Raw genomic sequence first — 26,437 nt, 5'->3', positions numbered from 1 at the left:
CGTGCCATTCGGGCAGGGCTTCGCTCGATACCGCGTAGCGGTGTCGTTGGCGAAGCCCGCATTTGTAGAAAATCGATCCTCGTTCGTGATCAGGTTGCGGGTACCTGAGGCTTGAGCTCTTTCCACTCCGTTCCGTCACGCAGCATTGCGTTCAGGCGCACCAGCAACACGCGCATGCACGCCACTGCGGCAACTTTTGCGCACTTGCCTCGGGCTATCAGGTCTTCATAGCGGGTTCTAACTTCTGGGACATGCTGGATCATTGACCAGATCGACATGTAGGCCGCCTTGCGGACTCTGTAACGCCCGCCTTCGATCTTCCTCGGGCCACTCTTCTTGCCGCTGTCTTTGTTGTACGGCGCTAACCCAGCCAAGGCTGCAATTTCGCGCCCCGTCACGCTTCCCAGCTCAGGTAGGTAGGCCATGAAGGTGCCACAACTGATGACGCCAATCCCTTTCACAGACCTTAGCCGCATGGCTGTCGTGCGATCCAGCACGTTCGAGGCGCGCTCAATCGCCTTGTCCAAAGCCTTAATCTGATCATTCAGGTAAGCGACATGCTCGGTATAAACGGTAATGGCCGTAACTGAAGTGGTTTGTTTCATCCGACGCTTGTCATCATCCCGATGCTGGACAAGATTGCCACGGAGTTTGATGAGCTCTCCCAGTTCATCCCGATCTTGATTAGGCTCTATCTGCGGCAAGTCCTCGAAATCCCTGGCAAACCGCGCCAGCATCTGGGCGTCGATCTTGTCAGTCTTGGCAATTTTGCCCATGGCACTCGCATAGTCCCGACAGCGCTTGGGGTTGACCCTGATGACGTTCAAACCCTCCAGTCGCAAGGCTTTGAATACGGCTCGTTCATAGCCACCAGTGGCTTCCAGCAAGACCCGTTCGACCTCAAGCTCGTTCAGGCATGCGATCAGTTGCGCAAAGCCCTCTGGGTCATTCCTGACCTGGAACTGGGGAATACTTTCAGGAAGAAAGCCCACATCCAGAGTCGCTTTCGAAACGTCGAGACCAACGAAGTAGGAAATCATCGCCAAGCCCTCTTACACTCAAGAAGTGAGAGCACTCTGACTTAGCCCTAGCTTGTGACTACGAGTTCGCCACTCATTCAACTGTTCGGGCTTAGGTCAGAGTGAGAGGTGGATGGCGACTAGGCTCCCACTCGTGCTTTAGAGCACATCTGGCTTTCAGTCTGCCATCCACTGCTCTCACCCTTTCGAGTTTAAGAGACCTTGAAGACACAAGCTGGCTTGCCGGCGATAGGGCCCTGACAGGTTACCCCTTGGCCCGGCGAGCCTTGAAGAAGTCACTGAGGATCTGCCCGCACTCCTCCGCCAGCACCCCGCCCTCCACCATCACCCGGTGGTTCAGGAAACCCTGCCCGAAGAACTGCCCTTGGCTCTGCACGATCCCCGCCTTGGGCTCCAGCGCACCGAATACCACCCGCATCACCCGCGAATGCACGATCAACCCCGCACACATGCTGCACGGTTCCAGGGTCACGTACAGGGTGCTGCCGGGTAGCCGGTAGTTACTGGCGGATTTCGCCGCCGCGCGAATGGCCACCATCTCGGCGTGCGCACTGGGGTCACTGTCGATGATCGGCCGGTTGAAGCCCTGCCCGATCACCTGCCCATGCTGCACCAGTACTGCGCCCACCGGCACCTCGCCCATGGCCGCACCTTCGGCGGCCAGGGCCAGGGCCAGGCGCATGAATTCCTGATCGCGACTGCGATCGATGATCTGCGGGCGCATCAGACCACCGCGATCGCGGCCATCAGGCCGGTTTCCATGTGGTCGATGACGTGGCAGTGGAACATCCAGGTGCCCGGGTTATCCGCCACCAGCGCCACCTGGGCGCGCTCGTTCTTGCCCAGCAGGTAGGTATCGGTGAACCACGGCTCCTTGATGTCATGACGGTTGGAGCCGATCACCTTGAAGCTCATGCCGTGCAGGTGGATCGGGTGCTGGTATTGGGTCATGTTCTTCAGCTCGAAGATGTAGCTCTTGCCCTTCTGCAACGTGGCAATGGGGCGCTCGGCGCAGGTCTTGTCGGTGATGTCCCAGGCCTGGCCGTTGATCTGCCACATGCTCGACGGCTTATCCTGGTCCGTAGTGACCGAGACTTTCGCCGCCCACTCGAAATTGAAGTTGAGCTTTTCGGCATTCTCCAGGTCCGGCTCGGCGATCGGGTTGGGCGGTAGCGCCGGCGGCCAGTCACTTGGCGCGTCGTTGCTGGCAACCGAACGCAGGGTGCCCAGGCGCACGAAACCGTCGCGCAGGGAGATCTCCTCCCCCGCTTCGGGAATACGGACAGCCAGGCAGATACGCATGCCTGGGCCGAGCCAGTAGTCATCGTCCAATGGGCGCGGGGTTACCGGATTGCCGTCCAGAGCATAGATTTTTGCCTCGCAGTTGCCCTTGAGGTTGATGCGGTAGGTCCAGGTGTTGTCCAGATTAAGCAGACGCACCCGCACAACCTGGCCGGCTGGCAACTCGGTGACCGAATCGGCCTGGCCATTGATGGTGATCAGGCGCCCGGCGGTACCGTTGCGCGCCGCCTCACGCGGGATGCTGAACGGCAACCAGGCGCCCTGCTCGTCCACGTGCCAGTTCTTCAGGCTGAGCGTGCGTTCATGCTGGAAGCCGGTCGGCTCGCGCTCCTCGACGATCAGCGGGCCGACCAGGCCACGGCCCAGCTCTTCGGAACTGCTGACATGCGGGTGGTACCAGTAGCTGCCGGCGTCCGGCACACGGAACTTGTAGTCGAAGTACTCGCCCGGCTTGACCGGCAGTTGCGACACATAGGGCACGCCGTCCATTTCCAGCGGCAGGCGGATACCGTGCCAGTGGATGGTGGTTTCGACCGGCAGGTGGTTGATGAAGCGCACCCGCAGCCAGGTGCCCTGGCGTACGCGCAACTCGGTACCTGGTGCCGACGGGCCGAAGGCCCAGGCTTCGGTCTTGAAACCCGGTACCAGTTCCACATCCAGAGGCGCGGCAATAAGCTCGTAGTCGTGCCCTGCGTTCTCGTCCTCGACCTTGCCCAGCCAGTAGCGGGCCGCGCCTCCGGCGCCCAGGCCCACCACAACCAGGCCAGTGAGGCCTTTGAGCATTTGTCGACGAGTAAAGGACATCGGTGCGGGTACCTCATTCTGCGCAATCAGTCTGCCAGCAGGGGCTGGCGATGAAGGGCGAATACGATACACCTGCATTTGCGAAAGATTAAGTGAAGTCTTGTCGCACGACCGGTTATCTGCCCCGACCACCTGTGGCAACCTGCTCCCCCTCGGTACCAAACTGACGTCCAGGGGCTGACTTGCCCGATTCAGGGTGGGCTGCTTAAGTTCAACAGACGGGGTGCACAGGTGCTGGCCTTCTGCCCGCCTCTCGCTTCAGACAAGACGCCTGCTCTGTGAATGCGAAGGTTTGACACCATGTGGCACAGGAATTCATTACTGTATTTTTCGCTGCTGCTCACTTCAGGCCTTCTTCTGGCACCGAAGATCATCCTGATCGAGTTTTTCTCCTATCGATGGGTGGAGACCGGTGTTCTCGATATTGCCCTGTACTTGCTTCAAGACGTGCTACTGGTGGTCGCCTTCTTTGTGATTGCTGCCACCACCATTACCAGAAACAAATTCAATTTTTATCTGTTAAGCATCGCCTCAGGCGCCTTGCTGCTGTTCCTGCTGGTGGACATGCGAGTTCGGGAGCTATGGCTGAAGCCACTGGACTGGCAACTGATACGCTACAGCCTGCAGAACGCAAGCAACCTGACCTCCGGAGCCGAGGTGTTCCTCGCCCAAGCCGCCGGGTTCGGGCACACATTCAGGTTCATTGTCTTTGTGCTATTTCTTGCCTACCTGGTGACCTGGTCTTTCGCTGGGCTGGCAACGTACATCGCTTATAAAGAACAGCGCACGGTCCCAATAAAGAAAAGACAACACCTCTGGGCGTCGCTGCTGGTGATAGGCGCCCTGCTCATCGGCTCCATCCATGCCAAAGACGCACGCTATTACCTGAACGAAAATATTGTCGTCAGCCCGCTGGTCACAACACTCAGAAGCACGACTCCCTTGAATGCAGCTCCGCATAGACCGCCGCTGCCATTCGAACAACCCGCCTACCCGCTAACCAGCGTCAACGACATCCGAAAACTTCAATCTCATGCCACACCAGACTTCAAGAACCTGGTCTTCATCATTCTGGAGTCGGTGCGCTGGAACAGCGTTTTTGCGCCCGACATCAAAACCGCCGAGAGGTATCCCACCTTCGATAAGCTCTCTCGGGAGGGCATGCTCTTCAAAACGTACGTATCTGTGCCTCACTCGTCCAAAGGCTACCACGCGATCCTGACGGGGCTGCACGCCTACCCAGATATTGAAATCAAAGAGGCCATGTACCTGCTACAACCCAGCGTCATCCATGAGCTGAAAAACAGGAAAAACATGGAAGCCGTCGCATTCAGCTCGCTGTACCTGCAATTCGAAAACATGGAGGGCTTCCTGAAGTCCATCGGCGTATCGAATGCCTATGCAGTTTCGGAGATCACCCATGCCGGAAATCGCTCACAACACGCCAGTAGCTTCGGAGAGAGTGATGAACAGCTGTTTTCGTCCAGCATCTCTTACCTGGAGAAGATAAAAAAGAATGGCCAGGGTTTCATCGCACTCTACTTCCCAAGCGCAGCCCACTACCCCTACCAATGCAGCCAAGGGCCCCCATTACTGAGCGAGCTGGAAAAGTATGAAGACTGCATAGCCAGAACAGACAGCGTACTGGGTGAAATGCTGACATCATTCGACAAGCAAGGCCTTCTGGACTCGACATTATTCGTGCTCGTGGGTGACCACGGTGAGTCGTTTGGTGAGCACGGTCTCTTCATTCACAACGCTTCCATGCACGAAGAAGAAGTGACCGTACCCCTGATTTTCTGGGCCAAGGAAAAGTCACTGCCCAAACCCGCCACAACGACCAGTCACCAGATCGATGTTGCGCCCACGGTCGCCGACTTCTTTGGCGTGACCGAGTCGCCCCTGTCTGTCCAAGGCATCAGCTTGTTGAGGGAACATGGCAAGCGCACATTCTTCATGTCCACGTTCTTTGACCAACTGGCGTCAGCCTTGGTGGAGCACCCTTACAAATACATATACGAATTCAGTTCGGACACCCTGACCAAATACAATATCGAGAATGACCCGCAGGAAAAGCACCCGCAGCGCGTGGAGGGCGATGAGTTCGTCGCGGTGAAGAGCAGGTTGCTTTCCTATAATGTCTACCAGAAAGCGCTATTTGCCAAAAAGCCAAAAGAATAAGCAAATCTGAATGAGCAAGAACCAGAAAGCCCGCAATTATGCGGGCTTTCTGGTGTATCCGTGCCTACGGGTACCAGCCTGAGCTGGCTACCCGATCATTCCCACTCGATAGTCGCTGGCGGCTTGCTCGACACGTCGTAGGTAACGCGCGAGATACCATCGATTTCGTTGATGATACGGCCGCTGACGGTTTCCAGCAGCTCGTACGGCAGGTGCGCCCAGCGCGCGGTCATGAAGTCCACGGTCTCGACGGCACGCAGGGCCACGACCCAGGCGTAGCGACGGCCATCGCCAACGACGCCTACCGACTTGACCGGCTGGAACACCACGAATGCCTGGCTGGTCTTGTGGTACCAGTCGGCCTTGCGCAGCTCTTCGATGAAGATGTGGTCGGCGCGACGCAGGATGTCGGCGTATTCCTTCTTCACTTCACCAAGGATACGCACGCCCAGGCCCGGGCCCGGGAACGGGTGGCGGTAGACCATGTCGTACGGCAGGCCCAGCTCCAGGCCGATCTTGCGCACTTCGTCCTTGAACAGTTCACGCAGCGGCTCGACCAGCTTGAGGTTCATTTCCTCCGGCAGGCCACCGACGTTGTGGTGCGACTTGATCACGTGGGCCTTGCCGCTCTTGGCGCCCGCCGACTCGATCACGTCCGGGTAGATGGTGCCTTGGGCGAGGAACTGGATGTTTTCCAGCTTGCTGGCTTCGGCATCGAACACGTCGATGAAGGTGCGGCCGATGATCTTGCGCTTCTTCTCCGGGTCGGCTTCGCCGGCCAGGTTGTCGAGGAACTGCTTTTCAGCGTCGGCGCGGATGACCTTGACGCCCATGTTCTCCTTGAACATGGCCATCACCTGGTCACCTTCGTGCAGGCGCAGCAGGCCGTTGTCCACGAATACGCAGGTCAGCTGGTCGCCGATGGCGCGGTGCAGCAGTGCGGCAACGACGGAGCTGTCGACGCCGCCGGACAGGCCCAGCAGGACGTTGGCCGAACCGACCTGCTCACGCACCTGGGCAATGGCGTCTTCGACGATGTTGGACGGAGTCCACAGGGCTTCACAGCCGCAGATGTCCTGCACGAAGCGGGACAGGATGCGACCGCCCTGCTTGGTGTGGGTCACTTCCGGGTGGAACTGCACGCCGTAGTAGCCGCGCGCGTCGTCGAACATGCCAGCGATCGGGCAGCTCGGGGTGCTGGCCAGCACGTGGAAGTTGCCCGGCATCTGGGTGACCTTGTCGCCGTGGCTCATCCACACGTCCAGGCCCAGCACGCCGTCGGCGTCGATGTGGTCTTCGATGCCGTCGAGCAGGCGGCTCTTGCCAACCACGTCCACGCGGGCATAACCGAATTCACGCAGGTCGGAACCTTCGACCTTGCCGCCCATCTGCTCGGCCATGGTCTGCATGCCGTAGCAGATGCCCAGCACTGGTACGTTCAGGTCGAACACCGCCTGCGGGGCGCGCGGGCTGTTGGCTTCGTGGACCGACTCGGGGCCGCCGGCGAGGATGATGCCGCGCGGGTTGAATTCGCGGATCGCTTCATCGTCCATGTCGAACGGATGCAGCTCGCAGTACACGCCGATTTCGCGCACGCGGCGGGCGATCAGCTGGGTGTACTGGGAACCGAAATCGAGGATCAGGATGCGGTGAGCGTGAATGTCGAGGGCCATGACTCAATCTCGTCAGTGGAAATCGGAAACGACGCGGGGCTGTCATGACAGCCCCGCTTTCTGTTGTAGCTGGAAGCCTCAGCCTACGCGGTAGTTAGGGGCTTCTTTGGTGATCTGCACGTCATGCACGTGGGACTCGGCCATGCCGGCACCGGTGATGCGCACGAATTCCGGCTTGGTGCGCATCTCTTCGATGGTTGCGCTGCCGGTGTAGCCCATGGACGAACGCAGGCCGCCCATCAGCTGGTGGATGATCGCGGCCAGCGCGCCCTTGTAGGGAACACGGCCTTCGATACCTTCCGGTACCAGCTTCTCGGCGCCGGCCGAGGAGTCCTGGAAGTAGCGGTCGGACGAGCCTTGCGCCTGTGCCATGGCACCCAGTGAGCCCATGCCGCGGTAGGCCTTGTAGGAACGGCCCTGGAACAGTTCGACTTCACCCGGAGCCTCTTCGGTACCGGCGAACATCGAACCCATCATCACGCAGGAAGCACCGGCAACGATGGCCTTGGACAGGTCACCCGAGAAGCGGATGCCGCCGTCGGCGATCAGTGGCACGCCAGTGCCTTCCAGTGCAGCGGCAACGTTGGCGATGGCGCTGATTTGCGGCACGCCTACGCCGGCAACGATACGGGTGGTGCAGATCGAGCCTGGGCCGATACCGACCTTGACCGCGTCAGCGCCAGCTTCGGCCAGAGCCTTGGCGGCAGCGCCGGTGGCGATGTTGCCGCCGATCACCTGCACTTGCGGGTAGGTTTCCTTGACCCAGCGAACGCGATCGATCACACCTTTGGAGTGACCGTGGGCGGTATCGACCACAACCACGTCAACGCCAGCAGCCACCAGGGCGGCAACACGCTCGCCGGTGTCCTTGCCGGTGCCGACCGCGGCGCCGACGCGCAGGCGACCCTGGTCGTCCTTGCTGGCCAGCGGGTAGGCCTTGGCCTTTTCGATGTCCTTGACGGTCATCATGCCCTTGAGGTTGAACTTGTCGTCAACGATCAGGACTTTTTCCAGGCGGTGCTTGTGCAGCAGCTCGCGGACTTCGTTCTTGTCGGCGCCTTCGCGGACGGTGACCAGACGCTCTTTCGGGGTCATCACGTCGCGGACCTTGGCGTCCAGGCGGCTTTCGAAGCGCACGTCACGGGAGGTGACGATGCCGACCAGGTCGCCGTTCGCCAGCACCGGAACGCCGGAGATGTTGTTCAGGCGGGTCAGATCGAACAGATCGCGCACGGTGGCGTCGGCGTCGATGGTGATCGGGTCCTTGACCACGCCAGCCTCGAACTTCTTGACCTTGCGGACTTCGCTGGCCTGCTGTTCGATGGTCATGTTCTTGTGGATGATGCCGATGCCGCCTTCCTGGGCCATGGCAATGGCCAGGCGCGCTTCGGTCACGGTATCCATGGCAGCGGATACCAGCGGAATGTTCAGCTCGATGCCACGGGTCAAACGGGTCTTGAGACTGACTTCATTAGGCAGTACCTCGGAATAGCCAGGTACAAGGAGGATATCGTCGAAGGTCAGGGCTTCTTGGCTGATACGCAGCATCGCGGGGGCTCCCGGGCGGGAAAAATGGAAGCGCGCCATTATACTCATGCACGGCGCGCCGCTCAATGCAAAATAAGGGCCTTCGGTCAGCCTTGTGGCAGTTTTACCTGTACCACGGCCACCGGCTGGTCGAGCCAGTCGGCGAAGCTGTCGAGAAAGGCCTGGGTGAACCCGGCCTCGCCCCAGTTGTTGAAGATGAACCCCAGGTTGGAAAAGGCACATGGCTGCAGGTAAATGAAGCCATTGATGTCATCTTCGAAGCCGCACAACGGGCAGGTGAAGTTGTCGCTAACTGCCGGCATCCATTCTTCCAGGCTCTCGAACAGCGGCTCACCCACCTCGCGCCGGCACTCGGGGCAACCGGCCTCTTCGAGGAAACCTTCGGTAGGGGTATAGATGCAGCGCTTGAGCATCACCTCCAAGCCGTTGACCTGTTCGCCGAAGGGCAGTTTCTCCGGATGCAGGGCCACTTTGCGGGCACCTTCGGCCAGGGCATGGCCCATGCGGTTGCCGGTGCGGCCACAGGTGGTCAGCTGTTCCTCGACGACTTTCTCGCGCACCAGCCAGCGCAGGATGGCGCGGGCACGGGCCTCGTGCACCGGGACGGTAGACAGCTTGGGAACGATGATGCTCTGGGTGTTCATGAACGGGACAAGCCTGAAAAACTGCGGTAATAGCGCAATTCTACCGCCTGCTCAGGCGCTCAGGTAGCGACCGATCAGCGCCAGGCCGCTGGCCAGCACCAGCCAGGTGACCAGGCGCACGAAGGCTTCGCGAGACAGCCGATGGGTAAGCCTGCGCCCTGCCCAGAGGCCGACGAGCATGACCGGCAACAGGCAGGCGGCGAGCAACAGCAGGCTCTGGTCGGCATAGACGCCTGCGATAAGGAACAGCGTCAGCCGCACCACCGTACTGCAACTGATCAGCGCGCTCTGGGTAGCGCGCACCTGCTCCTTCACCTCCAGCCGCGCGCTCAGGTACAGCGCATAAAGGAAGCCGCCGCTGCCGAACAAGGCGCCGAACAGCCCGCCTGCCGTGCCCATCGGCATTGCCCAGAAACCCGACAGACTGGCCGGCCGTACCTTCACCGCCAGCCCGTACAGGGCATACGCCGTGACGAACAGCCCCATCAGCAGCAGCAACAGGTCTGACTTCAGCTGTAGCAGGAATACCACACCCAGCGCGCAGCCAATGGCCATGAACGGCAGCAGCCGCAGCAGTTCGCCGCGCACGACATCGCGGCGCGAGGGCAGCAGGTTGCCGAAGGCGGCGACAAAGTCCAGCAGCACCAGCAGCGGAATGATCCGCGACAGCGGCATGAAGTGGATCAGCACTGGGCCGGCCACCAGCGCGGTGCCGAAACCGGCGATGCCGAAGACGATGTAGGCAGCGCCGACACCAAGCAGGATAGGCAGCCAGTCGAGGCCGGAAAACGACAGTTGGGCGAGCATGGCAGCAGTTCCTGGGAAGACAGGCAAAGGTTAGCCAGCCATGAGCCATGCCGACTAATATGCCTTTGTCGCCACACTCATCTCGAAAAGGCATGACATGACGTCAATCCGCCAACTGCGTTACTTCGTGGAAATCGCCGAATGCGGCAGCTTCAGCGCTGCCGCCGAGCGGCTGTACATCGCCCAGTCGGCGCTGAGCCGGCAGATCAAGGAACTGGAGCAGCAACTGGGCACGCCGCTATTCGAACGCACCGCGCGCCTGCCGCGCCTGACACTGGCTGGCCAGGCATTCCTGGAACGGGCGCGGCGCTTGCTGGCCGACCTGGCGCAGGCCGAGCGTGTAACCCGCGATATTGGCGAAGGGTTGCAGGGCAGTCTGCGCCTGAATCACTCCAGTACAGTGCCGCTGACCGGCCCGCTGCTGGCTCGCCTGGGTGGTTACTTGCGCGACAACCCAGGTGTTTCGCTGGAAATTGCCCAGCAGTCGTCGGAGGCGCAGTTGGAGGATATCGCTGCCGGGCGGTTGGATATCGGCCTGCTGCGCTTGCCAGTACTGCGCCAGTATGAAGGGGTGGTGCTGCATGAACTGTTCAGCGAACCCCTCCTGCTGGCGGTCGCCGCCGGGCATCTCTTGGCCCGCGCGCCCCAAGTGAGACTGGAACAACTGCGGGAAGAGCGCTTCATTTCGATTCCGCACCGGGACCGTGGCGGGCTGAGCTACCTGTCGGCCTCGATGTGCATGGAGGCAGGCTTTTTCCCGCGCGCAGCGCAGGTGCTGTCGCGCAAGACCACCCAGTTGCAGTTGATTCAGGCGGGGTTTGGGGTGGCGTTGTTGCCGGAATGCATGCGAGAGATTGCCCCGGCGTCGGTCAGCTTCGTGGCGCTGGAGGGGGGGTGTGAGAGTACTGTGGCGATGGCTTGCAGGCGTGATGCGGGGCAGATGGTCAGGCAATTCGTGGCAGCGATGCAGGGTTGATGGCACCGACGATGCCGATGTTCGTGGGTATAGTGTCAACTCGAAGCCAGCGCAGCCCCTGTGGGAGCGGGCGTGCCCGCGAAACAGGCAGCGCCGTGGATGGCACCGGCTTCGCCGGTGTTCGCGGGCTCGCCCGCTCCCACAGAGATCGCGATAGGGCCGGGACAGACAACCGGGGCCGATGTCCTTTATGATGCCCGCCATGATCAGAGACCCTTTCGAACGACTCGGCCTGGACCGCGAGGTCCTTACCGTCAGCCAACTCAACGGCCGTGCCCGCGTGCTGCTGGAAGACGTGTTCCGCAGCGTGTGGGTGGAAGGCGAGATTTCCAACCTCGCCCGCCCGGCGTCCGGCCACATGTACTTCACCCTCAAGGACAGCGGCGCACAGGTGCGCTGCGCGCTGTTCCGGCAGAACGCCACGCGGGTGCGCCAGGCCCTGCGCGACGGTCTGGCGGTGCGGGTACGCGGCAAGGTGTCGCTGTTCGAAGGGCGTGGCGACTACCAACTGATTCTCGATACCGTCGAGCCGGCCGGCGATGGCGCCCTGCGCCTGGCCTTCGAGGCATTGAAAGAGAAGCTCGGTGCCGAGGGGCTGTTCAGCGCCGAACGCAAGCAGCCGCTGCCGGCCCACCCGCAGCGCATCGGCATCATTACGTCGCCCACCGGCGCAGTGATCCGCGACATCATCAGTGTGTTCGGTCGCCGCGCCCCGCAAGTGGAACTGAACCTGATCCCCACCGCAGTGCAGGGCCGCGAAGCCATTGCACAGATCGTGCGCGCGATCCGCCTGGCCGATAGCCTGGGGTTCGATGCGCTGATCCTGGCCCGGGGCGGCGGCTCGCTTGAAGACTTGTGGTGCTTCAACGAAGAAGCGGTGGCGCGGGCCGTGGCCGCCTGTGTCACGCCGATTGTCAGCGCCGTGGGCCATGAGACCGATGTCTCGATCAGCGACTTTGTCGCCGACGTGCGCGCGCCTACACCGTCTGCTGCCGCCGAGCTGCTGGCCCCCGACAACAGTGGCCTGCAGCAACGCCTGGATGGCCTGCAACGGCGCCTGCTGCTGCGCATGCAGAACCGCCTGACCCACGACCGCCTGCGCCTGGAGTCGCTGACCCGGCGCCTGCGTCACCCGGGCGAGCGCCTGCGCCAGCAGGCCCAGCGCCTGGACGACCTGGACATGCGCTTGCGCCGCGCGTTCATGCTCAACCTAAACCAGCGCCACGAGCGCCTGGCACGCCTGGACACCCGCCTCGCCGCGCAGCACCCGGGGCGAACCCTGAAACTGCTGGGCCAACGCCTGGACAGCCTGGCCGAGCGCCTGCCACGGGCCATGCGCGAGGTGCTCAAGGACCGCCGCCAGCGCTTCCAGGCCCAGTTGCAGACGCTGCAGGTGGTCAGCCCGCTGGCCACCCTCGCCCGCGGCTACAGCATCCTGCTGGACGAACAGGGCCAGGCCATCCGCAGCGCCGAACAGACCCGCAATGGCCAGCGCCTGACCGCCCGCCTGAACGAAGGCGAGCTGTTGGTGCGGGTCGAAGACAACCACCTGACCCCGGTCACCCTCTCACTTCTGGACTGAGACATGCCCCGCCTGCTCGCGCCCCTGCTTGCCCTTTCCCTCCTGCTGCTGGCCGGCGGCGCCCAGGCCAGCTACATCACCCGCACGCTGAACAAGCCGGTACCCGGCGGCGTGGCGGTAGTCGACCTCGGCCCCGCAGCCAGCGCGCCCAGCGCCCGCTTCGACGGCAAACCGGTGCTGGTGGTGAAAGAGCAGGACAACTGGCTGGCCATCGTCGGCATCCCGCTGACCCAGAAGCCCGGCACCGCGATGCTGAGCCAGGGCGGCCGCACCCTGCCCTTCACGGTCGGTAGCAAGAAATACCCCGAGCAGCGCATCACCCTGAAGAACACCCGCCAGGTCAACCCGAACCCGGCCGACCTCAAGCGCATCGATCGTGAGCTGGCCGAGCAGATCAAGGCTTACCGCAGCTTCAGCCCGACCCTGCCCAGCAACCTGATCCTCGACAAGCCGGTCAGTGGCCCGCTGTCGAGCAAGTTCGGCGTGCGCCGTTTCTTCAATGGCGAAGAACGCAACCCGCATGCCGGGCTGGACTTCGCGGTACCGGCCGGCACGCCGATCAAGACCCCGGCCAATGGCAAGGTGATCCTGGTGGGCGATTACTTCTTCAATGGCCGTACGGTGTTCGTCGACCACGGGCAGGGCTTTATCAGCATGTTCTGCCATATGTCGAAGATCGATGTGCAGGTGGGGCAGCAGCTGCGCCGGGGCGAGGTGGTCGGGCGCGTGGGCTCGACCGGGCGGGCTACCGGGCCACACATGCACTGGAACGTCAGCCTGAACGATGCGCGGGTGGATCCGGCGATTTTCATTGGCGCGTTCCAGCCCTGAGATCGCGGCGCCTGCTTCGCGGGCATGCCCGCTCCCACAGGTCCCGTGCAGGATTCGAGGCCTGTGGTAATCCTGTGGGAGCTGGCTTGCCGGCGATGAGGCCAGAGCAGGTAAACTCGCTTCCAAGGTGTTGCGCCATCGAAAAATACTGCGCAAAAATCGAGAAGCACTCAGAAAATTACAGCGATAAAATCTCGCCTTTCAGCTTTTTTTAAGCATTCCTCTCAATTTTTTCTGAACGCTTGCCATCACCCACCCCACTGGTTAGGGTTGAAGGCATGAAAACCTACAGCACCCTCATCCTGCTCCGACAACATCGCAGCCTCTGCCTGGTCAGCGCCCGACTACCAGGCTGAATCGCGTCGCCTCGCCTTTTATCTCGTTATCGCTCGGCAGGCCCGATCTCGGCCGCACACAAAAGGATTGCTTCCATGACCATGCTCAAAGACCCTTCGAAGAAATACCGCGCTTTCCCGACCATCGACCTGCCTGACCGTACCTGGCCGTCGAAGACCATCACCGCCGCGCCAATCTGGTGCAGCTCCGACCTGCGTGATGGCAACCAGTCGCTGATCGAGCCAATGGATTCGGAGAAGAAACTGCGCTTCTGGAAGACCCTGGTGCAGGTTGGCGTGAAGGAAATCGAAGCCTCGTTCCCGTCCGCCTCGCAGACCGATTTCGACTTCGTGCGCATGCTGATCGAAGACGGCCACATCCCGGACGACACCACCATCCAGGTGCTCACCCAGGCCCGTGAAGACCTCATCGCCCGCACCTTCGAGTCGCTGCGCGGGGCGAAGAAGGCCATCGTCCACCTGTACAACGCCACCAGCCCGTCGTTCCGCCGCATTGTCTTCAACCAGGACAAGCAAGGCGTGAAGGACATCGCGGTGAACGCAGCCAAGCTGTTCGTCAAGTACGCCGCCCAGCAGCCGGAAACCCAGTGGACCTTCCAGTACTCGCCGGAAACCTTCAGCGCCACCGAGATGGAGTTCGCCAAGGAAGTCTGCGACGCGGTCATCGAGGTGTGGAACCCTACCCCCGAGCACAAGATCATCCTCAACCTGCCGGCCACCGTGGAAGTGTCCACCCCGAACATCTACGCCGACCAGATCGAATGGTTCTGCCGTAATGTCAGCCGTCGCGACAGCGTGATCATCAGCCTGCACTGCCACAACGACCGTGGCACCGGCATTGCCGCCACCGAACTGGGCCTGATGGCCGGTGCCGATCGTGCCGAAGGCTGCCTGTTCGGCAACGGCGAGCGTACCGGTAACGTCGACCTGGTGACCCTGGCGCTGAACCTCTACACCCAGGGCATCGACCCGCTGCTGGACTTCTCCGACATCGACGGCGTGCGCAAGGTGGTCGAAGAGTGCAACCAGCTGCCGGTGCACCCACGCCACCCGTACGTGGGCGACCTGGTCCACACCGCGTTCTCCGGCTCGCACCAGGACGCCATCCGCAAGGGCTTCGCCAAGCAGCAGGAAGGCGAACGGTGGGAAGTACCTTACTTGCCGATCGACCCGGCCGACATCGGTCGCAGCTACGAGGCGGTAATCCGCGTCAACAGCCAGTCGGGCAAAGGCGGCATCACCTACCTGCTCGAGCAGGAATACGGCATCAGCCTGCCGCGCCGCATGCAGATCGAATTCAGCCAGGTAGTACAGGGCGAAACCGACCGCCTGGGCCTGGAAATGACCGCCCAGCAGATCTACAGCCTGCTGCACAAGGAATACCTGCAGGCCAACTCCCCGTATGCGCTGGTCAGCCACCGTCTGCAGGAAGAGAACGGCCACAGCGCCGTGGAAGTGGAAGTCGCCGGTGAAGGCGAAACCACCCTGCACTGGCGCGGCAAGGGCAACGGTGCACTGGAAGCACTGGTGGCCGGCCTGCCGATTGCCGTGGAGATCATGGACTACAACGAGCATGCCATTGGCGCCGGCACCAATGCCAAGGCCGCGGCCTATATCGAACTGCGCGTGGCCGGTGGCCGCCCGGTGCATGGTGTGGGTATCGATGAAAACATCACCACGGCCAGCTTCAAGGCATTGTTCAGCGCGCTGAACCGCTCGCTGAGCCAGCAGGAAGCCAAGGCGGCCTGAGCCATACCGCATGAATGAGAAAGCCCGCATCGTTTGATGCGGGCTTTTTTGTTGGCCTGTGCCTGCCTCTTCGCGGGCTTGCCCGCTCCCACAGGTACTGCACAGCTGCCGAGAGCGGCGCAATCCTGTGGGAGCGGGCGAGCCCGCGAAAGGGCCCGCACAGGCAATGCAAAAACTGCAGGCAAAAAAAGGGGCGCCGACCAAGCGCCCCACAAGCCGTAAAGCACACAACAAATTCAGTTGGCGTCCAGCAGCGCCATCGCCTCCGCACTGCACGCTTCGATCCGCGCCCAGTCGCCGTTCTTGATCCAGCTGCTGTCGAGCATCCAGGTACCACCCACGCACATCACATTGGGCAGCGCCATGTAGTTGCGCACGTTGGCCGGGTTCACCCCGCCCGTAGGGCAGAAACGAATATCGCCGAACGGGCCGCCAAAGGCCTTGATCGCCGCTACCCCGCCGCTGATCTCCGCCGGGAACAGCTTGAAGCGGCGGTAGCCCAGGGCGTAGCCCATCATGATTTCGGACGGCGTGCTGATACCTGGCAGCAGCGGGATCTCGCTGTCCACACCAGCTTCGAGAATGTCTTGGGTAATGCCTGGCGTAACGACGAATTGCGCACCCGCAGCTTCAACCGCGGCGAACATGCCACGATCGAGCACGGTGCCGGCACCGACACAAAGCTCCGGGCGCTGCTCGCGCAATACCTGGATGGCCTTCAGGCCATATTGCGAGCGCAAGGTCACTTCCAGGGTACGGATACCGCCGGCGGCCAGGGCGTCAGCCAGCGGCAGGATGTCTTCCTCACGGGCGATGGTGATCACCGGCAGGATGCGCGCTTCTTTGCAAATGGCGTCGATCCGTGCGGCTTTGTCGGCCATCGAGAGCTTGGGCTGTGGGCGTTCAAGGGTGGTCATGACTGTGGATCCTTGGCTCATGGGCACCAGTAGATGTCCAGGGGGGCGTGAAGAAAAGCGCGTATCGGCATTTCGGAAAGGTCGGTGCCAGCCAGCGCGGCGCGCAGGGTAGCGAGTTTGCCCTGCCCTTGTACGGACAGCGCGGTAAAGGCGGAACTGGCCAGCAGCGAGCGGGTCATCGAAAGGCGCTGGCGCGGCACGCTCGGTGCCAGCAAAGGCAGGCAGCGGCGTGGGTTGGCCAGGTCGAGGCCTGCTTCCAGGTTGGGGCTGGCGGGGAACAGCGAAGCTGTATGGCCATCATCCCCCATGCCCAGCACCAGTACGTCAATTGGCGGCAGCTCGGCCAAGGCCTGATCGGCCTTGCCTGCAGCGGCATCAAGGTTCTCCGCCTGCTGGTAAAGACCAACGAAGCGGGCCTTGGCCGCCGCGCCCTTGAACAGGTGACGCGCCAGCAGGCCGGCGTTGCTGTCGGCATGCTCCACCGGCACCCAGCGCTCATCGGCCAGGCTGACGGTGACCTTGGCCCAGTCGAGGTTTTCGCTGGCCAGCTTCTCGAGAAACGGTACCGGGCTGCGGCCGCCGGATAGCACCACGCAGGCCTGGCCCTTGGCGGCAATGGCTGCGCGCAGGCGCTCGGCCACGTCATGGGCCTGGGCTGCGGCCAGAGCCTTGGCATCCGCCAGCTCATGTACCGTCACAGTCGCTGGCAGTTTCAGTTCAGATATCCCCATACCACGCCCTCCCATCGCGTGTGATCAGTGCAATCGAGCTCATCGGCCCCCAGGAGCCTGCGGCGTACGGCTTGGGCGCATCGCCTGCGTTACGCCAGCCAGCAATCAGCTGGTCGCACCACTTCCAGGCATACTCGATTTCATCCTTGCGCACGAACAGGTTCTGGTTACCGCGCATCACTTCGAGCAACAGCCGCTCGTAGGCATCCGGGATCCTTGCACTGCGCCAGGTATCGGAGAAATTCAGCTGCAACGGGCCGCTGCGCAGTTGCATGCCTTTGTCCAGGCCCTGCTCCTTGGTCATCACCCGTAAAGAAATGCCTTCGTCCGGTTGCAGGCGGATGATCAGCTTGTTACCGATCTGCAAACGCTGTTCCGGAGCGAAGATGTAGTGCGGCGTTTCCTTGAAGTGGATGACGATCTGCGACAGTTTCTGCGGCATGCGCTTGCCGGTACGCAGGTAGAACGGCACCCCCGACCAGCGCCAGTTGCGGATATCGGCACGCAGTGCGACGAAGGTTTCGGTGTCGCTCTGGGCGTTGGCGTTGTCTTCTTCCAGGTAACCGGGCACAGGTTTGCCATCGCTGTAGCCGGCGATGTACTGGCCGCGCACCACACAGGTGCTCAACCCTTCGCCGGTGATCGGTGCCAGGGCCTTGAGTACCTTGACCTTCTCGTCACGGATGGCGTCGGCCGACAGTTCGCTGGGCGGGTCCATGGCGATCAGGCACAGCAGCTGCAGCAGGTGGTTCTGGATCATGTCGCGAAGCTGGCCGGCCTTGTCGAAGTAGCCCCAGCGGCCTTCGATACCGACCTTCTCGGCGACGGTAATCTCCACATGGGAGATGGAATTCTGGTTCCACTGGGTTTCGAACAGGCTGTTGGCGAAACGCAGGGCGATCAGGTTCTGCACTGTTTCCTTGCCCAGGTAGTGGTCGATGCGGTAGACCCGGCTCTCTGGGAAGAACCGAGCCACAGCATCATTGACCCGGCGCGACGACTCCAGGTCGTGGCCAATGGGCTTCTCCAGCACCACTCGGGTGCGTGCGGCCAGCCCGGCCTTGTCGAGGTTTTCGCAGATGGCCCCGTACACCGCCGCAGCGGTGGCGAAGTAGGCAATCAGCGGCAGCTCGTCCGGCAACTGCTCGGCCAGGGCCTGATAGCCCTCGGGCTGGAGGAAATCCAGGTGCTGGTAGCTCAGCCTGGCGAGGAAACGGCCCAGCGCGGCGGGTTCGATATCGGCCTCGGGCACATGCCGGCGCAGGTGCGCCTCGATGCTGTCCAGGTGGCCCTGCGCGCTACCGGCCTCGCGGGCCAGCGCCAGCAGGCGGGTTTCCGGGTGCAGCAGGTTGGCCCGGTCGAGCTGATAGAGGGCAGGAAACAGCTTGCGCAATGCCAGGTCGCCTAAGGCGCCAAACAGGGCAAAGGTGCAAGGTTCGACACTGATCGCAGCCATGATGTTGGTTCTTTCCTAAAGTTGGTCTAGGAATACCGCTTTCACATACGGTTTTCAAGGGATAATGTAGTAAAAACCACAACATTACACACAAGTGTTACAGACAAGTGGTACGTCAAACGCGCCGACAGTACGATAGACGACCGTGCAAAAAGCCTGCTGCTCCAACAGCCGGCTGTCTTCCCGACCCAAGGACACACCCATGGACCGCGTGCGAAACCTCCTGGAACAGATCCAGGGCCGCCTCGACGAGCTGAACAAGGCCGAACGCAAAGTCGCCGAAGTCATCCTGCTCAATCCGCAACAAGCCACCCGTTTCAGCATCGCTGCGCTGGCCCAGGCGGCCAAGGTCAGCGAACCGACCGTCAACCGCTTCTGCCGCTCGTTCGGCGTCAGCGGCTACCCCGAGCTCAAGCTGCAGCTGGCGCAGAGCCTGGCCAGCGGCGCCGCCTACGTCAGCCGCGCGGTGGAGGCTGACGATGACCCGGCAGCCTACACCCAGAAGATCTTCGCCAGTGCCATCGCCTCGCTCGACAGCGCCTGCCAGCAGCTCGACCCGCAACAGGTCAGCCGTGCCGTGGACATGATGATCCAGGCCCGGCAGATCCACTTCTTCGGCCTGGGCGCCTCGGCCCCGGTGGCGCTGGACGCCCAGCACAAGTTCTTCCGCTTCAACCTGGCAGTATCGGCCCACGCCGACGTGCTGATGCAGCGCATGCTGGCCTCGGTGGCGCACACCGGCGACCTGTTCGTCATCATCTCCTACACCGGGCGCACCCGCGAACTGGTCGAGGTGGCCCGCCTGGCCCGGGAAAACGGCGCCTCGGTACTGGGCCTGACCGCTGCCGGTTCGCCACTGGCCAATGCCTGCAGCCTGAGCCTGCACATTCCGCTGCCGGAAGACACCGACATCTACATGCCGATGACCTCGCGGATCATCCAGCTGACCGTGCTCGATGTGCTGGCCACTGGCATGACCCTGCGTCGCGGCGTGGACTTCCAGCCGCACCTGCGCAAGATCAAGGAAAGCCTCAACGCCAGCCGCTACCCGATCGAGGACGACGAGCTCAACTGAGCCGGTGTGCCTGCAGGCGCAGGTGGGCACGCTGCCCCGGCGCCAGGCTCAGGCCCTCGCCACTGCCGCTGGCGGCCTCGACACAGACGAAGCGCTGGCATTCACGCCCGGTCACGCCCATCAGCGGGCGGTTGCCCGGGTGCCACACCACCGTGTCATCGCTGTCACCGGTATCGATGCACAGCTCGCGCTGCCAGGCCGGGTCCTGCAATTGCACCCGCGGCGTGCCGGGGTAGACCTTCTGGCAACCGCCCTTGAGCTTCAGCGCGCCATCTTCACGGCAGGCCTGGCGGTTCAGGCGGTCGTAGCCTTCGATATCCTCCAGCCCGGACAGCGCTATCTCGGAGACGTCACTGATGCGCCAGTAGGCCAGCAGGGCATGGCTCAGCTGACAGGGTTCGCTGTCCTGGTGCTCGGTGCTCAGGCTCAGCTCCATGCGGCTACCCAACCGGGCATGCAGGTCGACCTGCCAGTCGCACAGGTCCAGCCGCCATTTCAGGGTTACGCCCTCCTCGTCCTCACGGCTGTCCACCAGCTTCCAGTCGAGCAGGCGCGCCCAGCCATGGGCGGGCCACAAGTCCTCGCTGGGGTGGCGGCCATACCATGGCCAGCACACCGGCACACCACCGCGGATCGCCCCCACCTGCGGCCACTGCTCGGCGCACCACAGCCAGGGCCGTTCACCCGCTGGTTGAAAATGCAGCAGTTGCGCACCCTGGCGGCTGAACACCGCCTGGCAACGGGGATGGTCGATGATCAGCACATCGCGCTGCTGGTAACGCTCCCACTCGAATGTCGGCCGGGGCCGCTGCGAGGTGAAGAAGCGATGGAGCGGATGTTCGGGCATGGTTCAGAGCTCTTGTTGTTTGAGATAGCGCTGTCTCGGCCTATCCCCGACAACCACTGAAGACCAGTGGTTGCCGGGTACCGAAGTGGATTGGCGTAAATTTACAACAATTGCTCTCAGAATGACGACTGAATCTTCAACCCTGCGACCAGCGCGTTGTCCACCTCATCCACGCCGCCGGGGCTCTTGATGTACTGCAGGTTGGGCCGCACGGTCAGCCAGTTGGTGACGTGGAAGCCGTAGTAGAGCTCGGCGTTGTACTCGGTACGCTGCAGCGGCACGAAGCCTGGGTTGTCGTAATCGCTGATGCCGCTCTGGGCGTTGAGCAGTTCGGCGCGTTTCTTCACATCGTCATTCACATGAATGCGCGCCACGCCGAAGCCGATATCGTCCTTGGGCCGGGCGTCGAATGCGCCTTTGTAGACCAAGCCCACTTGCTGATAGTTGTCGACGACGTTGGTGGCCTTGTCGTGCACGGTGAAGTTGGCGAACAGGCTCAGGCCACGGTTTACATCGCCGCCATGGGCAGTGACCTGCTGCTGTGCCACCACCCACCAGCCATGCTTGCTGGAGTGCGACTTGAAGGCCTCGCCCGTCAGCGCCTGCGGGTTGCCGTTGACGTCATCGAACACATCGTCGGCCTTGGCCGTGCTGTAGTAGTAACCCAGGCGGTACTCGCCCGGCAGGCCATTGACCTTGGGTGACCACACCGCTTCCACCGGCAGGATCGCGCCTTTGGTGCCGCTGCCACTGAGCTTGAAGCCGTTGCCGGTTTCCAGGTTGGAAGGGTTCTGCTCGAAGGCACCGACCTGAACGAAGAATTCCGGAGTGATGTTGTATTTCACCCGCAGCGCCCACTGGCTGACCGGCCAGTTGTACCAGATGCCGCCAACCCAGTTGCCCACCTGCGAGCCGCAGAAGGCCAGGTTCTGGAAGTCGCAGGGGAAACTGTTGAAGTCCTCGCCCTCGCCGAAGCGGCCGAATTTCACGTCCAGCGCACCGTCGAAGTACTTCTGCTTGACCCACATCTGGGTCAGGCGCCAAGTCTGGCCGCGGCCCCACACTTCCTGCACCGAGCTGAACTGCCCGGCGCGCGGGTCGCTGATGCGGTCGTTGGACAGGTTGCGGCCGCTGCGCTCGGTGATCGCCAGCTTGAACTCGGCGTCGTGCCAGCCAAAGATTTTCTGCAGGTCCAGGTGCGCGCCGAGGGCGAACTGGTCGCTGTAGCGCGCAGTCTTGTCGTCGTTGTATCCACCGTGCAGGTTACCGGCAACCTCGCCGACGTAATCGAGGGTGAAGTCATAGCCCTTTTCCAGCAACTCGGTGCGGGTGCCGCCCCAGTCGCCGGTCATCCACTTCGATTCGCTGGAAAAAGCTTCGGCAGCCTGAGCGCTGCTGCCAACAGCCATCGCCAGTGGCGCGAGCAAGGCCAGCGAGCCCAATGTCCTGATGCGTTTGCGCTGTTCCATCCCTTTGCGTCCTCTTTTTCTTATTTGATGGTGTAGACGAGTTATCGGCCCTTGAAGTGCGCCACGTTGTCTTTCATGGTTGCAGCAGTGGTGGCCAGGTGCAGGCGCTCGCCGCTGGCGGCGTCGAACAGCAGCACCCGGGCTGGGTCGAATTGCAGGTTCAGGTTATCGCCGACCCGGCACGCCACATCCGGCGCCAGGCGGCAGCAGACCTTGGTCTGGTTGAGGGTGACGAATACCAGCAGGTCTGGCCCGGTGGGCTCGGTCACCTGCACCTCGGCGCGAATGCCGGGCAGGCCATTGCCCTCGGCTGCACCCAGGGCAATCTGCTCGGGGCGGATGCCGAGGATGACCTCGCGGCCATCCATCTCGTCCGCGGCCATTCCCAAGGGCAGCTCGCAACGCGCCTGGCCGCTGTCGAGCACGGCCAGCAGGCGCCCGTCCTGTTGCGTGAGGCGCACCGGGATGAAATTCATCGGCGGCGAGCCGATGAAGCTGGCGACGAACTGGTTGGCCGGATCGTTGTAGATCTGCTGCGGGGTGCCGAACTGCTGGATGATGCCGTCCTTCATCACCGCCACCTTGTCGCCCAGGGTCATGGCCTCGATCTGGTCATGGGTGACGTACACGGTGGTGGTCTTCAGCCGCTGGTGCATCAGTTTCATTTCGGTGCGCATCTCGACGCGCAACTTGGCATCGAGGTTGGACAGCGGTTCATCGAACAGGTAGATCTTCGGCCGCCGTGCCAGCGCCCGGCCCATGGCCACGCGCTGTTGCTGGCCACCGGACAGCTGCGCCGGCTTGCGCGCCAGCAGGTGCTCGATCTGCAACAGCTTGGCCACCCGCGCCACTTCCTCGTCGATTGCAGCTTGCGGCAGCTTGCGGATCTTCAGGCCGAACTCGATGTTCTCGCGCACGCTCATGGTCGGGTACAGCGCGTAGGACTGGAACACCATGGCGATGTCGCGGTCCTTGGGGCTCATGCCGCTGACGTCCTGCTGGTCGATGAGTATCGCGCCGCCGGTGATCTGCTCCAGCCCGGCGATGCAGTTCATCAAGGTCGACTTGCCGCAGCCCGAGGGGCCGACCAGGATCAGGAACTCGCCATCCTTGATCGACAGCTGGATGTCCTTGAGGGTGTCCGGCAAACCGCTGCCGTAGGTCTTGTTCACATTGCGAAGTTCGAGCGTTGCCATGACTTACCCCTTTACCGCGCCAGCAGTCAGCCCGCGGACGAAATATTTGCCTGCCACCACGTAGACCAGCAGGGTTGGCAGGCCGGCGATCATCGCCGCCGCCATGTCGACGTTGTATTCCTTGGCCCCGGTGCTGGTATTGACCAGATTGTTCAGGGCCACGGTAATCGGTTGCGAATCGCCGCTGGAGAACACCACCCCGAACAGGAAGTCGTTCCAGATCTGGGTGAACTGCCAGATCAGGCAGACCATGATGATCGGCGTGGACATCGGCAGGATGATGCGGCGGAAGATGGTGAAGAACCCGGCACCGTCCAGACGCGCGGCCTTGACCAGCGCATCGGGGATGCTTACGTAGAAGTTGCGGAAGAACAGCGTGGTGAAGGCCAGGCCGTAGACCACGTGCACCAGCACCAGGCCGGTCGTGGTGCTGGCCAGGCCGAGCTTGCCGAGGGTGAACGAGGCCGGCAGCAGTACGGTCTGGAACGGCAGGAAGCAGCCGAACAGCAGCAGGCCGAAGAACAGCTGCGAACCGCGGAAGCGCCACATCGACAGCACATAGCCGTTCAGCGCGCCGATGGCGGTGGAGATCAGCACCGCTGGCACGGTGATCATGATCGAATTCCAGAAGTAACCGCTGACCGTGCTCCAGGCCTTGACCCAACCGATGCCGGTAAATACTGCCGGCCAGCTCAGCAGGTTGCCGGTGCTGATGTCTTCCGGGGTCTTGAAGCTGGTCAGCAGCATCACCACCAACGGTACCAGGTACAGCAGCACCGCCAGCAACAGCACCGCGTGGATGGCGATGCGGCTCGGGCTCAGCACCGCTTTGTCGAGAGGGCTATGCATGGCGTTTGCTCCGCAGCTCCGAGTACAGGTAAGGCACGAGGATCGCCAGGATCGCCCCGAGCATCAGGATGGCGCTGGCCGAGCCCATGCCCATCTGGCCGCGGCTGAAGGTGAACGAATACATGAACATCGCCGGCAGGTCGGACGAGTAGCCTGGGCCGCCGGCAGTCATCGCCGCCACCAGGTCGAAGCTCTTGATGGCAATGTGCGCGAGGATCATCAGCGAGCTGAAGAACACCGGGCGCAGGCTGGGCAGTACCACGCGCCAGTAGATGCGCGGCAGGCTGGCGCCGTCGATCTGCGCGGCACGGATGATCGACGGGTCGACGCCACGCAGGCCGGCAAGGAACATTGCCATGATGAAACCCGAGGCCTGCCACACGGCAGCGATCACCAGGCAGTACACCACCCGGTCGGGATCAATCAGCCAGTCCAGGCGAAAGCCCTCCCAGCCCCAGTCACGCAGCAGCTTGTCCAGGCCCATGCCGGGGTTAAGCAGCCACTTCCAGGCGGTACCGGTGACGATCATCGACAGCGCCATGGGGTACAGGTAGATGGTGCGGATGAAACCTTCGCGACGGATGCGCTGGTCCAGCAAGACCGCCAGCACTACGCCGATGACCAGGCTGATGGCGATGAACAGGCCGCCGAACAGCACAAGGTTCTTGCTTGCCACCCACCAGCGGTCGTTGTCGAACAGCCGGGCGTATTGCGCCAGGCCGGCCCATTTGTAGGTCGGCAGGAAGGTCGAGGTGGTGAAGGACAGAACGAAGGTCCAGAGGATGTAGCCGTAGAAGCCCACCAGGATGATGAACATGCTAGGCGCCAGCACCAGCTTGGGCAGCCAGCGCTGTAGCGCGTCCAGGGGTGAGGCCCGCAGTTGGGCGGTTGCTGTGGTCATGGTTCACCTCAAAGGCGCCGCACTCCCTGTAGGAACGGCCTTGTGTCGCGATGGGCTGCGCAGCAGCCCCAACGGACTCAAGGTCGATTACCTACCTTAAAGATCGAGTGCGCAGGTTATGGGGCTGCTGCGCAGCCCATCGCGACACAAGGCCGCTCCTACAACGGAATCGCGTCAGCTTTACTGGGCAGCCTTGATCGCCGCCGCCAGCTTCTTCGCCGCATCGGCCGGGTCGGCCTTGGGGTCGTTGATGTAGTTGGTCACCACATCGAAGAACGCGCCCTGCACGGCCAGCGTGGTGGCCATGTTGTGCGCCATGCTCGGCTGCAGGCCGCCATTTTTGGCATCGGCCAGGAAGTCCTTGGCAGAGGTCTGCGCGCAGGCGTCGAAACCATACTTGCCCATGTCGGCCAGCATGTCGTTGCGCACCGGGATCGAGCCCTTGTTGCTGCTGAAGACCTTCTGGAAGTCCTCACCCAGCACCTTGCGGGCAATGTCCTGCTGGCCGGCAGACGTGCCGGCGTCGTTCTGCTTGAACACCACCAGCGAGTCGATGTTGTACAGGAAGGCCTTTTCGGTGCCGGGGAACGGCACGCACTGGTAGTCCTTGCCAGCGGTTTTCTTCGCCAGGGTCCATTCGCTCTTGGCCCAGTCGCCCATGATCTGCATGCCGGCCTTGCCGTTGATGACCTTGGCCGCTTCCAGGTTCCAGTCCTGGCCTTTGCCATCCGGGTCCATGTAGGTGGCGACCTTTTTCAGTTCGGTCAGCGCCTTGACCATCTGCGGGCCGGTCAAGGCCGTGCTGTCGAGGTCGACCAGGGCCTTCTTGTAGCCATCGGCCCCCATGACCGCCAGCACCACGCTTTCGAACACGGTGCTGTCCTGCCACGGCTGGCCGCCATGGGCGAGCGGGATGAAGCCGGCGGCCTTGAGCTTGTCGGCGGCGGCGTAGAATTCGTCGAGGGTGGCTGGCGCCTTGTCGATCCCGGCCTTCTTGAAGACCTCGGGATTGATCCACAGCCAGTTGATTCGGTGGATGTTCACCGGCACGGCGACATAGTCACCGTCGTACTTGACGGTGTCCGCGACTTTCTTGTCGAGCAGTGAGTCCCACTTTTCTTCCTTGGCCACATCCTTGAGCACATCGGCGTCGAGCAGGCCGGTGGCAGCCCAGTCCTGGATGTCCGGGCCCTTGATCTGCGCGACACCCGGCGGGTTGCCGGCCACGGCGCGGCTCTTGAGCACGGTCATGGCGGTGGCACCACCACCACCGGCGACGGCGCCGTCCTTCCAGGTGAAGCCATCCTTTTCAACCTGGGCCTTGAGCACATCGACCGCCGCTTTTTCACCACCGGAGGTCCACCAGTGCACGACCTCGACACTGCCTTTGGCATCGGCAGCCAAGGCACTCAGCGGGAACAAGGAGGCCAGTGAGATTGCGGCAGCGAGACGGAGCGTGGAATTCATCGAAGCACCTTTCTTGTTGTTATGCCGTGCAAGTCG

At 62.4% G+C, this 26,437-nt stretch carries 22 protein-coding genes; 6 read left to right on the top strand and 16 right to left on the bottom strand.

The genetic code is table 11. The features are described from left to right. Window positions 1-89: 89 nt before the first annotated feature. The 3 genes from AC2T3R_RS05140 to AC2T3R_RS05130 all read right to left on the bottom strand — a co-directional run bounded on the left by AC2T3R_RS05140 (window position 90) and on the right by AC2T3R_RS05130 (window position 3,146). Window positions 90-1,040, bottom strand: coding sequence for an IS110 family transposase (locus AC2T3R_RS05140; protein ID WP_486743821.1), 951 nt, complete (start codon window positions 1,038-1,040; stop codon window positions 90-92). A gap of 244 nt (window positions 1,041-1,284) precedes the next feature. Continuing rightward, the gene (gene tadA, locus AC2T3R_RS05135; RefSeq protein ID WP_051096678.1) at window positions 1,285-1,764 is read right to left on the bottom strand and encodes a tRNA adenosine(34) deaminase TadA; all 480 of its coding nucleotides are present in this window, start codon (window positions 1,762-1,764) and stop codon (window positions 1,285-1,287) included. Continuing rightward, on the bottom strand, window positions 1,764-3,146 hold the full coding sequence (locus AC2T3R_RS05130; RefSeq protein WP_410951352.1) for a multicopper oxidase family protein: 1,383 nt from the start codon (window positions 3,144-3,146) through the stop codon (window positions 1,764-1,766). Before AC2T3R_RS05130 ends, tadA begins: the two co-directional genes overlap by 1 nt. Window positions 3,147-3,446: 300 nt before the next feature. Here AC2T3R_RS05130 and AC2T3R_RS05125 point away from each other — a divergent pair, with 300 nt between their 5' ends. Further along, window positions 3,447-5,327, top strand: coding sequence for an LTA synthase family protein (locus AC2T3R_RS05125; RefSeq protein WP_486744727.1), 1,881 nt, complete (start codon window positions 3,447-3,449; stop codon window positions 5,325-5,327). A 95-nt stretch (window positions 5,328-5,422) separates the two neighbouring features. Here the strand turns inward: AC2T3R_RS05125 and guaA are convergent, their stop codons facing one another. The 4 genes from guaA to AC2T3R_RS05105 all read right to left on the bottom strand — a co-directional run bounded on the left by guaA (window position 5,423) and on the right by AC2T3R_RS05105 (window position 9,999). Further along, window positions 5,423-7,000 carry a glutamine-hydrolyzing GMP synthase gene (gene guaA, locus AC2T3R_RS05120; RefSeq protein ID WP_013971139.1) on the bottom strand — a complete coding sequence of 526 codons (1,578 nt, stop codon included), beginning with the start codon at window positions 6,998-7,000 and terminating at the stop codon, window positions 5,423-5,425. 78 nt (window positions 7,001-7,078) lie between these two features. Further along, on the bottom strand, window positions 7,079-8,548 hold the full coding sequence (gene guaB / locus AC2T3R_RS05115; protein WP_013971138.1) for an IMP dehydrogenase: 1,470 nt from the start codon (window positions 8,546-8,548) through the stop codon (window positions 7,079-7,081). An 86-nt stretch (window positions 8,549-8,634) separates the two neighbouring features. Further along, the gene (locus tag AC2T3R_RS05110) at window positions 8,635-9,192 is read right to left on the bottom strand and encodes a hypothetical protein (protein ID WP_003257977.1); all 558 of its coding nucleotides are present in this window, start codon (window positions 9,190-9,192) and stop codon (window positions 8,635-8,637) included. Between the two features lie 51 nt (window positions 9,193-9,243). Next, window positions 9,244-9,999 (bottom strand): sulfite exporter TauE/SafE family protein, encoded by a 756-nt coding sequence (locus tag AC2T3R_RS05105; protein ID WP_013971137.1) that lies wholly within the window; start codon window positions 9,997-9,999, stop codon window positions 9,244-9,246. Window positions 10,000-10,096: 97 nt separating this feature from the next. On the opposite strand from AC2T3R_RS05105, the gene AC2T3R_RS05100 reads away from it, so the two are divergent. From AC2T3R_RS05100 to leuA, 4 genes are all read left to right on the top strand, one after another. Beyond that, window positions 10,097-10,975: a LysR family transcriptional regulator gene (locus AC2T3R_RS05100; RefSeq protein ID WP_486744726.1), complete on the top strand. Its 879-nt coding sequence runs from the start codon at window positions 10,097-10,099 to the stop codon at window positions 10,973-10,975. A gap of 202 nt (window positions 10,976-11,177) precedes the next feature. Next, on the top strand, window positions 11,178-12,557 hold the full coding sequence (gene xseA, locus AC2T3R_RS05095) for an exodeoxyribonuclease VII large subunit (RefSeq protein WP_061303230.1): 1,380 nt from the start codon (window positions 11,178-11,180) through the stop codon (window positions 12,555-12,557). A gap of 3 nt (window positions 12,558-12,560) precedes the next feature. Further along, window positions 12,561-13,388 (top strand): M23 family metallopeptidase, encoded by an 828-nt coding sequence (locus tag AC2T3R_RS05090; protein ID WP_015269103.1) that lies wholly within the window; start codon window positions 12,561-12,563, stop codon window positions 13,386-13,388. Between the two features lie 431 nt (window positions 13,389-13,819). Then, on the top strand, window positions 13,820-15,493 hold the full coding sequence (gene leuA / locus AC2T3R_RS05085; RefSeq protein WP_410951355.1) for a 2-isopropylmalate synthase: 1,674 nt from the start codon (window positions 13,820-13,822) through the stop codon (window positions 15,491-15,493). A gap of 236 nt (window positions 15,494-15,729) precedes the next feature. On the opposite strand, the gene AC2T3R_RS05080 is transcribed toward leuA, so the two are convergent. Genes AC2T3R_RS05080 through zwf form a run of 3 tightly spaced genes read right to left on the bottom strand, consistent with a single transcriptional unit; the run spans window position 15,730 to window position 18,597 of the window. Next, window positions 15,730-16,410: a bifunctional 4-hydroxy-2-oxoglutarate aldolase/2-dehydro-3-deoxy-phosphogluconate aldolase gene (locus AC2T3R_RS05080; RefSeq protein WP_015269102.1), complete on the bottom strand. Its 681-nt coding sequence runs from the start codon at window positions 16,408-16,410 to the stop codon at window positions 15,730-15,732. A gap of 17 nt (window positions 16,411-16,427) precedes the next feature. After that, complete coding sequence (pgl, locus tag AC2T3R_RS05075; RefSeq protein WP_015269101.1) at window positions 16,428-17,141, bottom strand: 6-phosphogluconolactonase; 714 nt, start codon at window positions 17,139-17,141, stop codon at window positions 16,428-16,430. Then, window positions 17,128-18,597 (bottom strand): glucose-6-phosphate dehydrogenase, encoded by a 1,470-nt coding sequence (gene zwf, locus AC2T3R_RS05070; protein WP_486744725.1) that lies wholly within the window; start codon window positions 18,595-18,597, stop codon window positions 17,128-17,130. The genes pgl and zwf overlap by 14 nt, the downstream gene beginning before the upstream one ends. A gap of 211 nt (window positions 18,598-18,808) precedes the next feature. Between zwf and hexR the strand changes: the two genes are divergently transcribed. Continuing rightward, complete coding sequence (hexR, locus tag AC2T3R_RS05065; RefSeq protein ID WP_169774905.1) at window positions 18,809-19,672, top strand: DNA-binding transcriptional regulator HexR; 864 nt, start codon at window positions 18,809-18,811, stop codon at window positions 19,670-19,672. Here hexR and AC2T3R_RS05060 read toward each other — a convergent pair. The 6 genes from AC2T3R_RS05060 to AC2T3R_RS05035 all read right to left on the bottom strand — a co-directional run bounded on the left by AC2T3R_RS05060 (window position 19,665) and on the right by AC2T3R_RS05035 (window position 26,401). Beyond that, window positions 19,665-20,519 carry a D-hexose-6-phosphate mutarotase gene (locus AC2T3R_RS05060; RefSeq protein ID WP_013971129.1) on the bottom strand — a complete coding sequence of 285 codons (855 nt, stop codon included), beginning with the start codon at window positions 20,517-20,519 and terminating at the stop codon, window positions 19,665-19,667. The two genes, hexR and AC2T3R_RS05060, sit on opposite strands and share 8 nt — an antisense overlap. A gap of 116 nt (window positions 20,520-20,635) precedes the next feature. Beyond that, entirely contained in the window at window positions 20,636-21,928 is a 1,293-nt protein-coding gene (locus tag AC2T3R_RS05055) for a carbohydrate porin (protein WP_486745264.1), read from the bottom strand. Between the two features lie 101 nt (window positions 21,929-22,029). Further along, window positions 22,030-23,184, bottom strand: a complete 1,155-nt coding sequence (locus tag AC2T3R_RS05050) for an ABC transporter ATP-binding protein (RefSeq protein WP_013971127.1) — start codon at window positions 23,182-23,184, stop codon at window positions 22,030-22,032. A 3-nt stretch (window positions 23,185-23,187) separates the two neighbouring features. Further along, on the bottom strand, window positions 23,188-24,033 hold the full coding sequence (locus tag AC2T3R_RS05045; protein ID WP_003257967.1) for a carbohydrate ABC transporter permease: 846 nt from the start codon (window positions 24,031-24,033) through the stop codon (window positions 23,188-23,190). After that, complete coding sequence (locus tag AC2T3R_RS05040; RefSeq protein WP_217190040.1) at window positions 24,026-24,934, bottom strand: carbohydrate ABC transporter permease; 909 nt, start codon at window positions 24,932-24,934, stop codon at window positions 24,026-24,028. The genes AC2T3R_RS05045 and AC2T3R_RS05040 overlap by 8 nt, the downstream gene beginning before the upstream one ends. Window positions 24,935-25,114: 180 nt before the next feature. Next, window positions 25,115-26,401 (bottom strand): ABC transporter substrate-binding protein, encoded by a 1,287-nt coding sequence (locus AC2T3R_RS05035; RefSeq protein WP_039612764.1) that lies wholly within the window; start codon window positions 26,399-26,401, stop codon window positions 25,115-25,117. Window positions 26,402-26,437: the final 36 nt, after the last annotated feature.

The sequence above is a fragment of the Pseudomonas sp. PVC-5-1 genome (assembly GCF_057444345.1).
The sequence above is the reverse complement of the archived record's forward strand: the minus strand, read 5'-3'. Positions and strand labels throughout refer to the sequence as shown.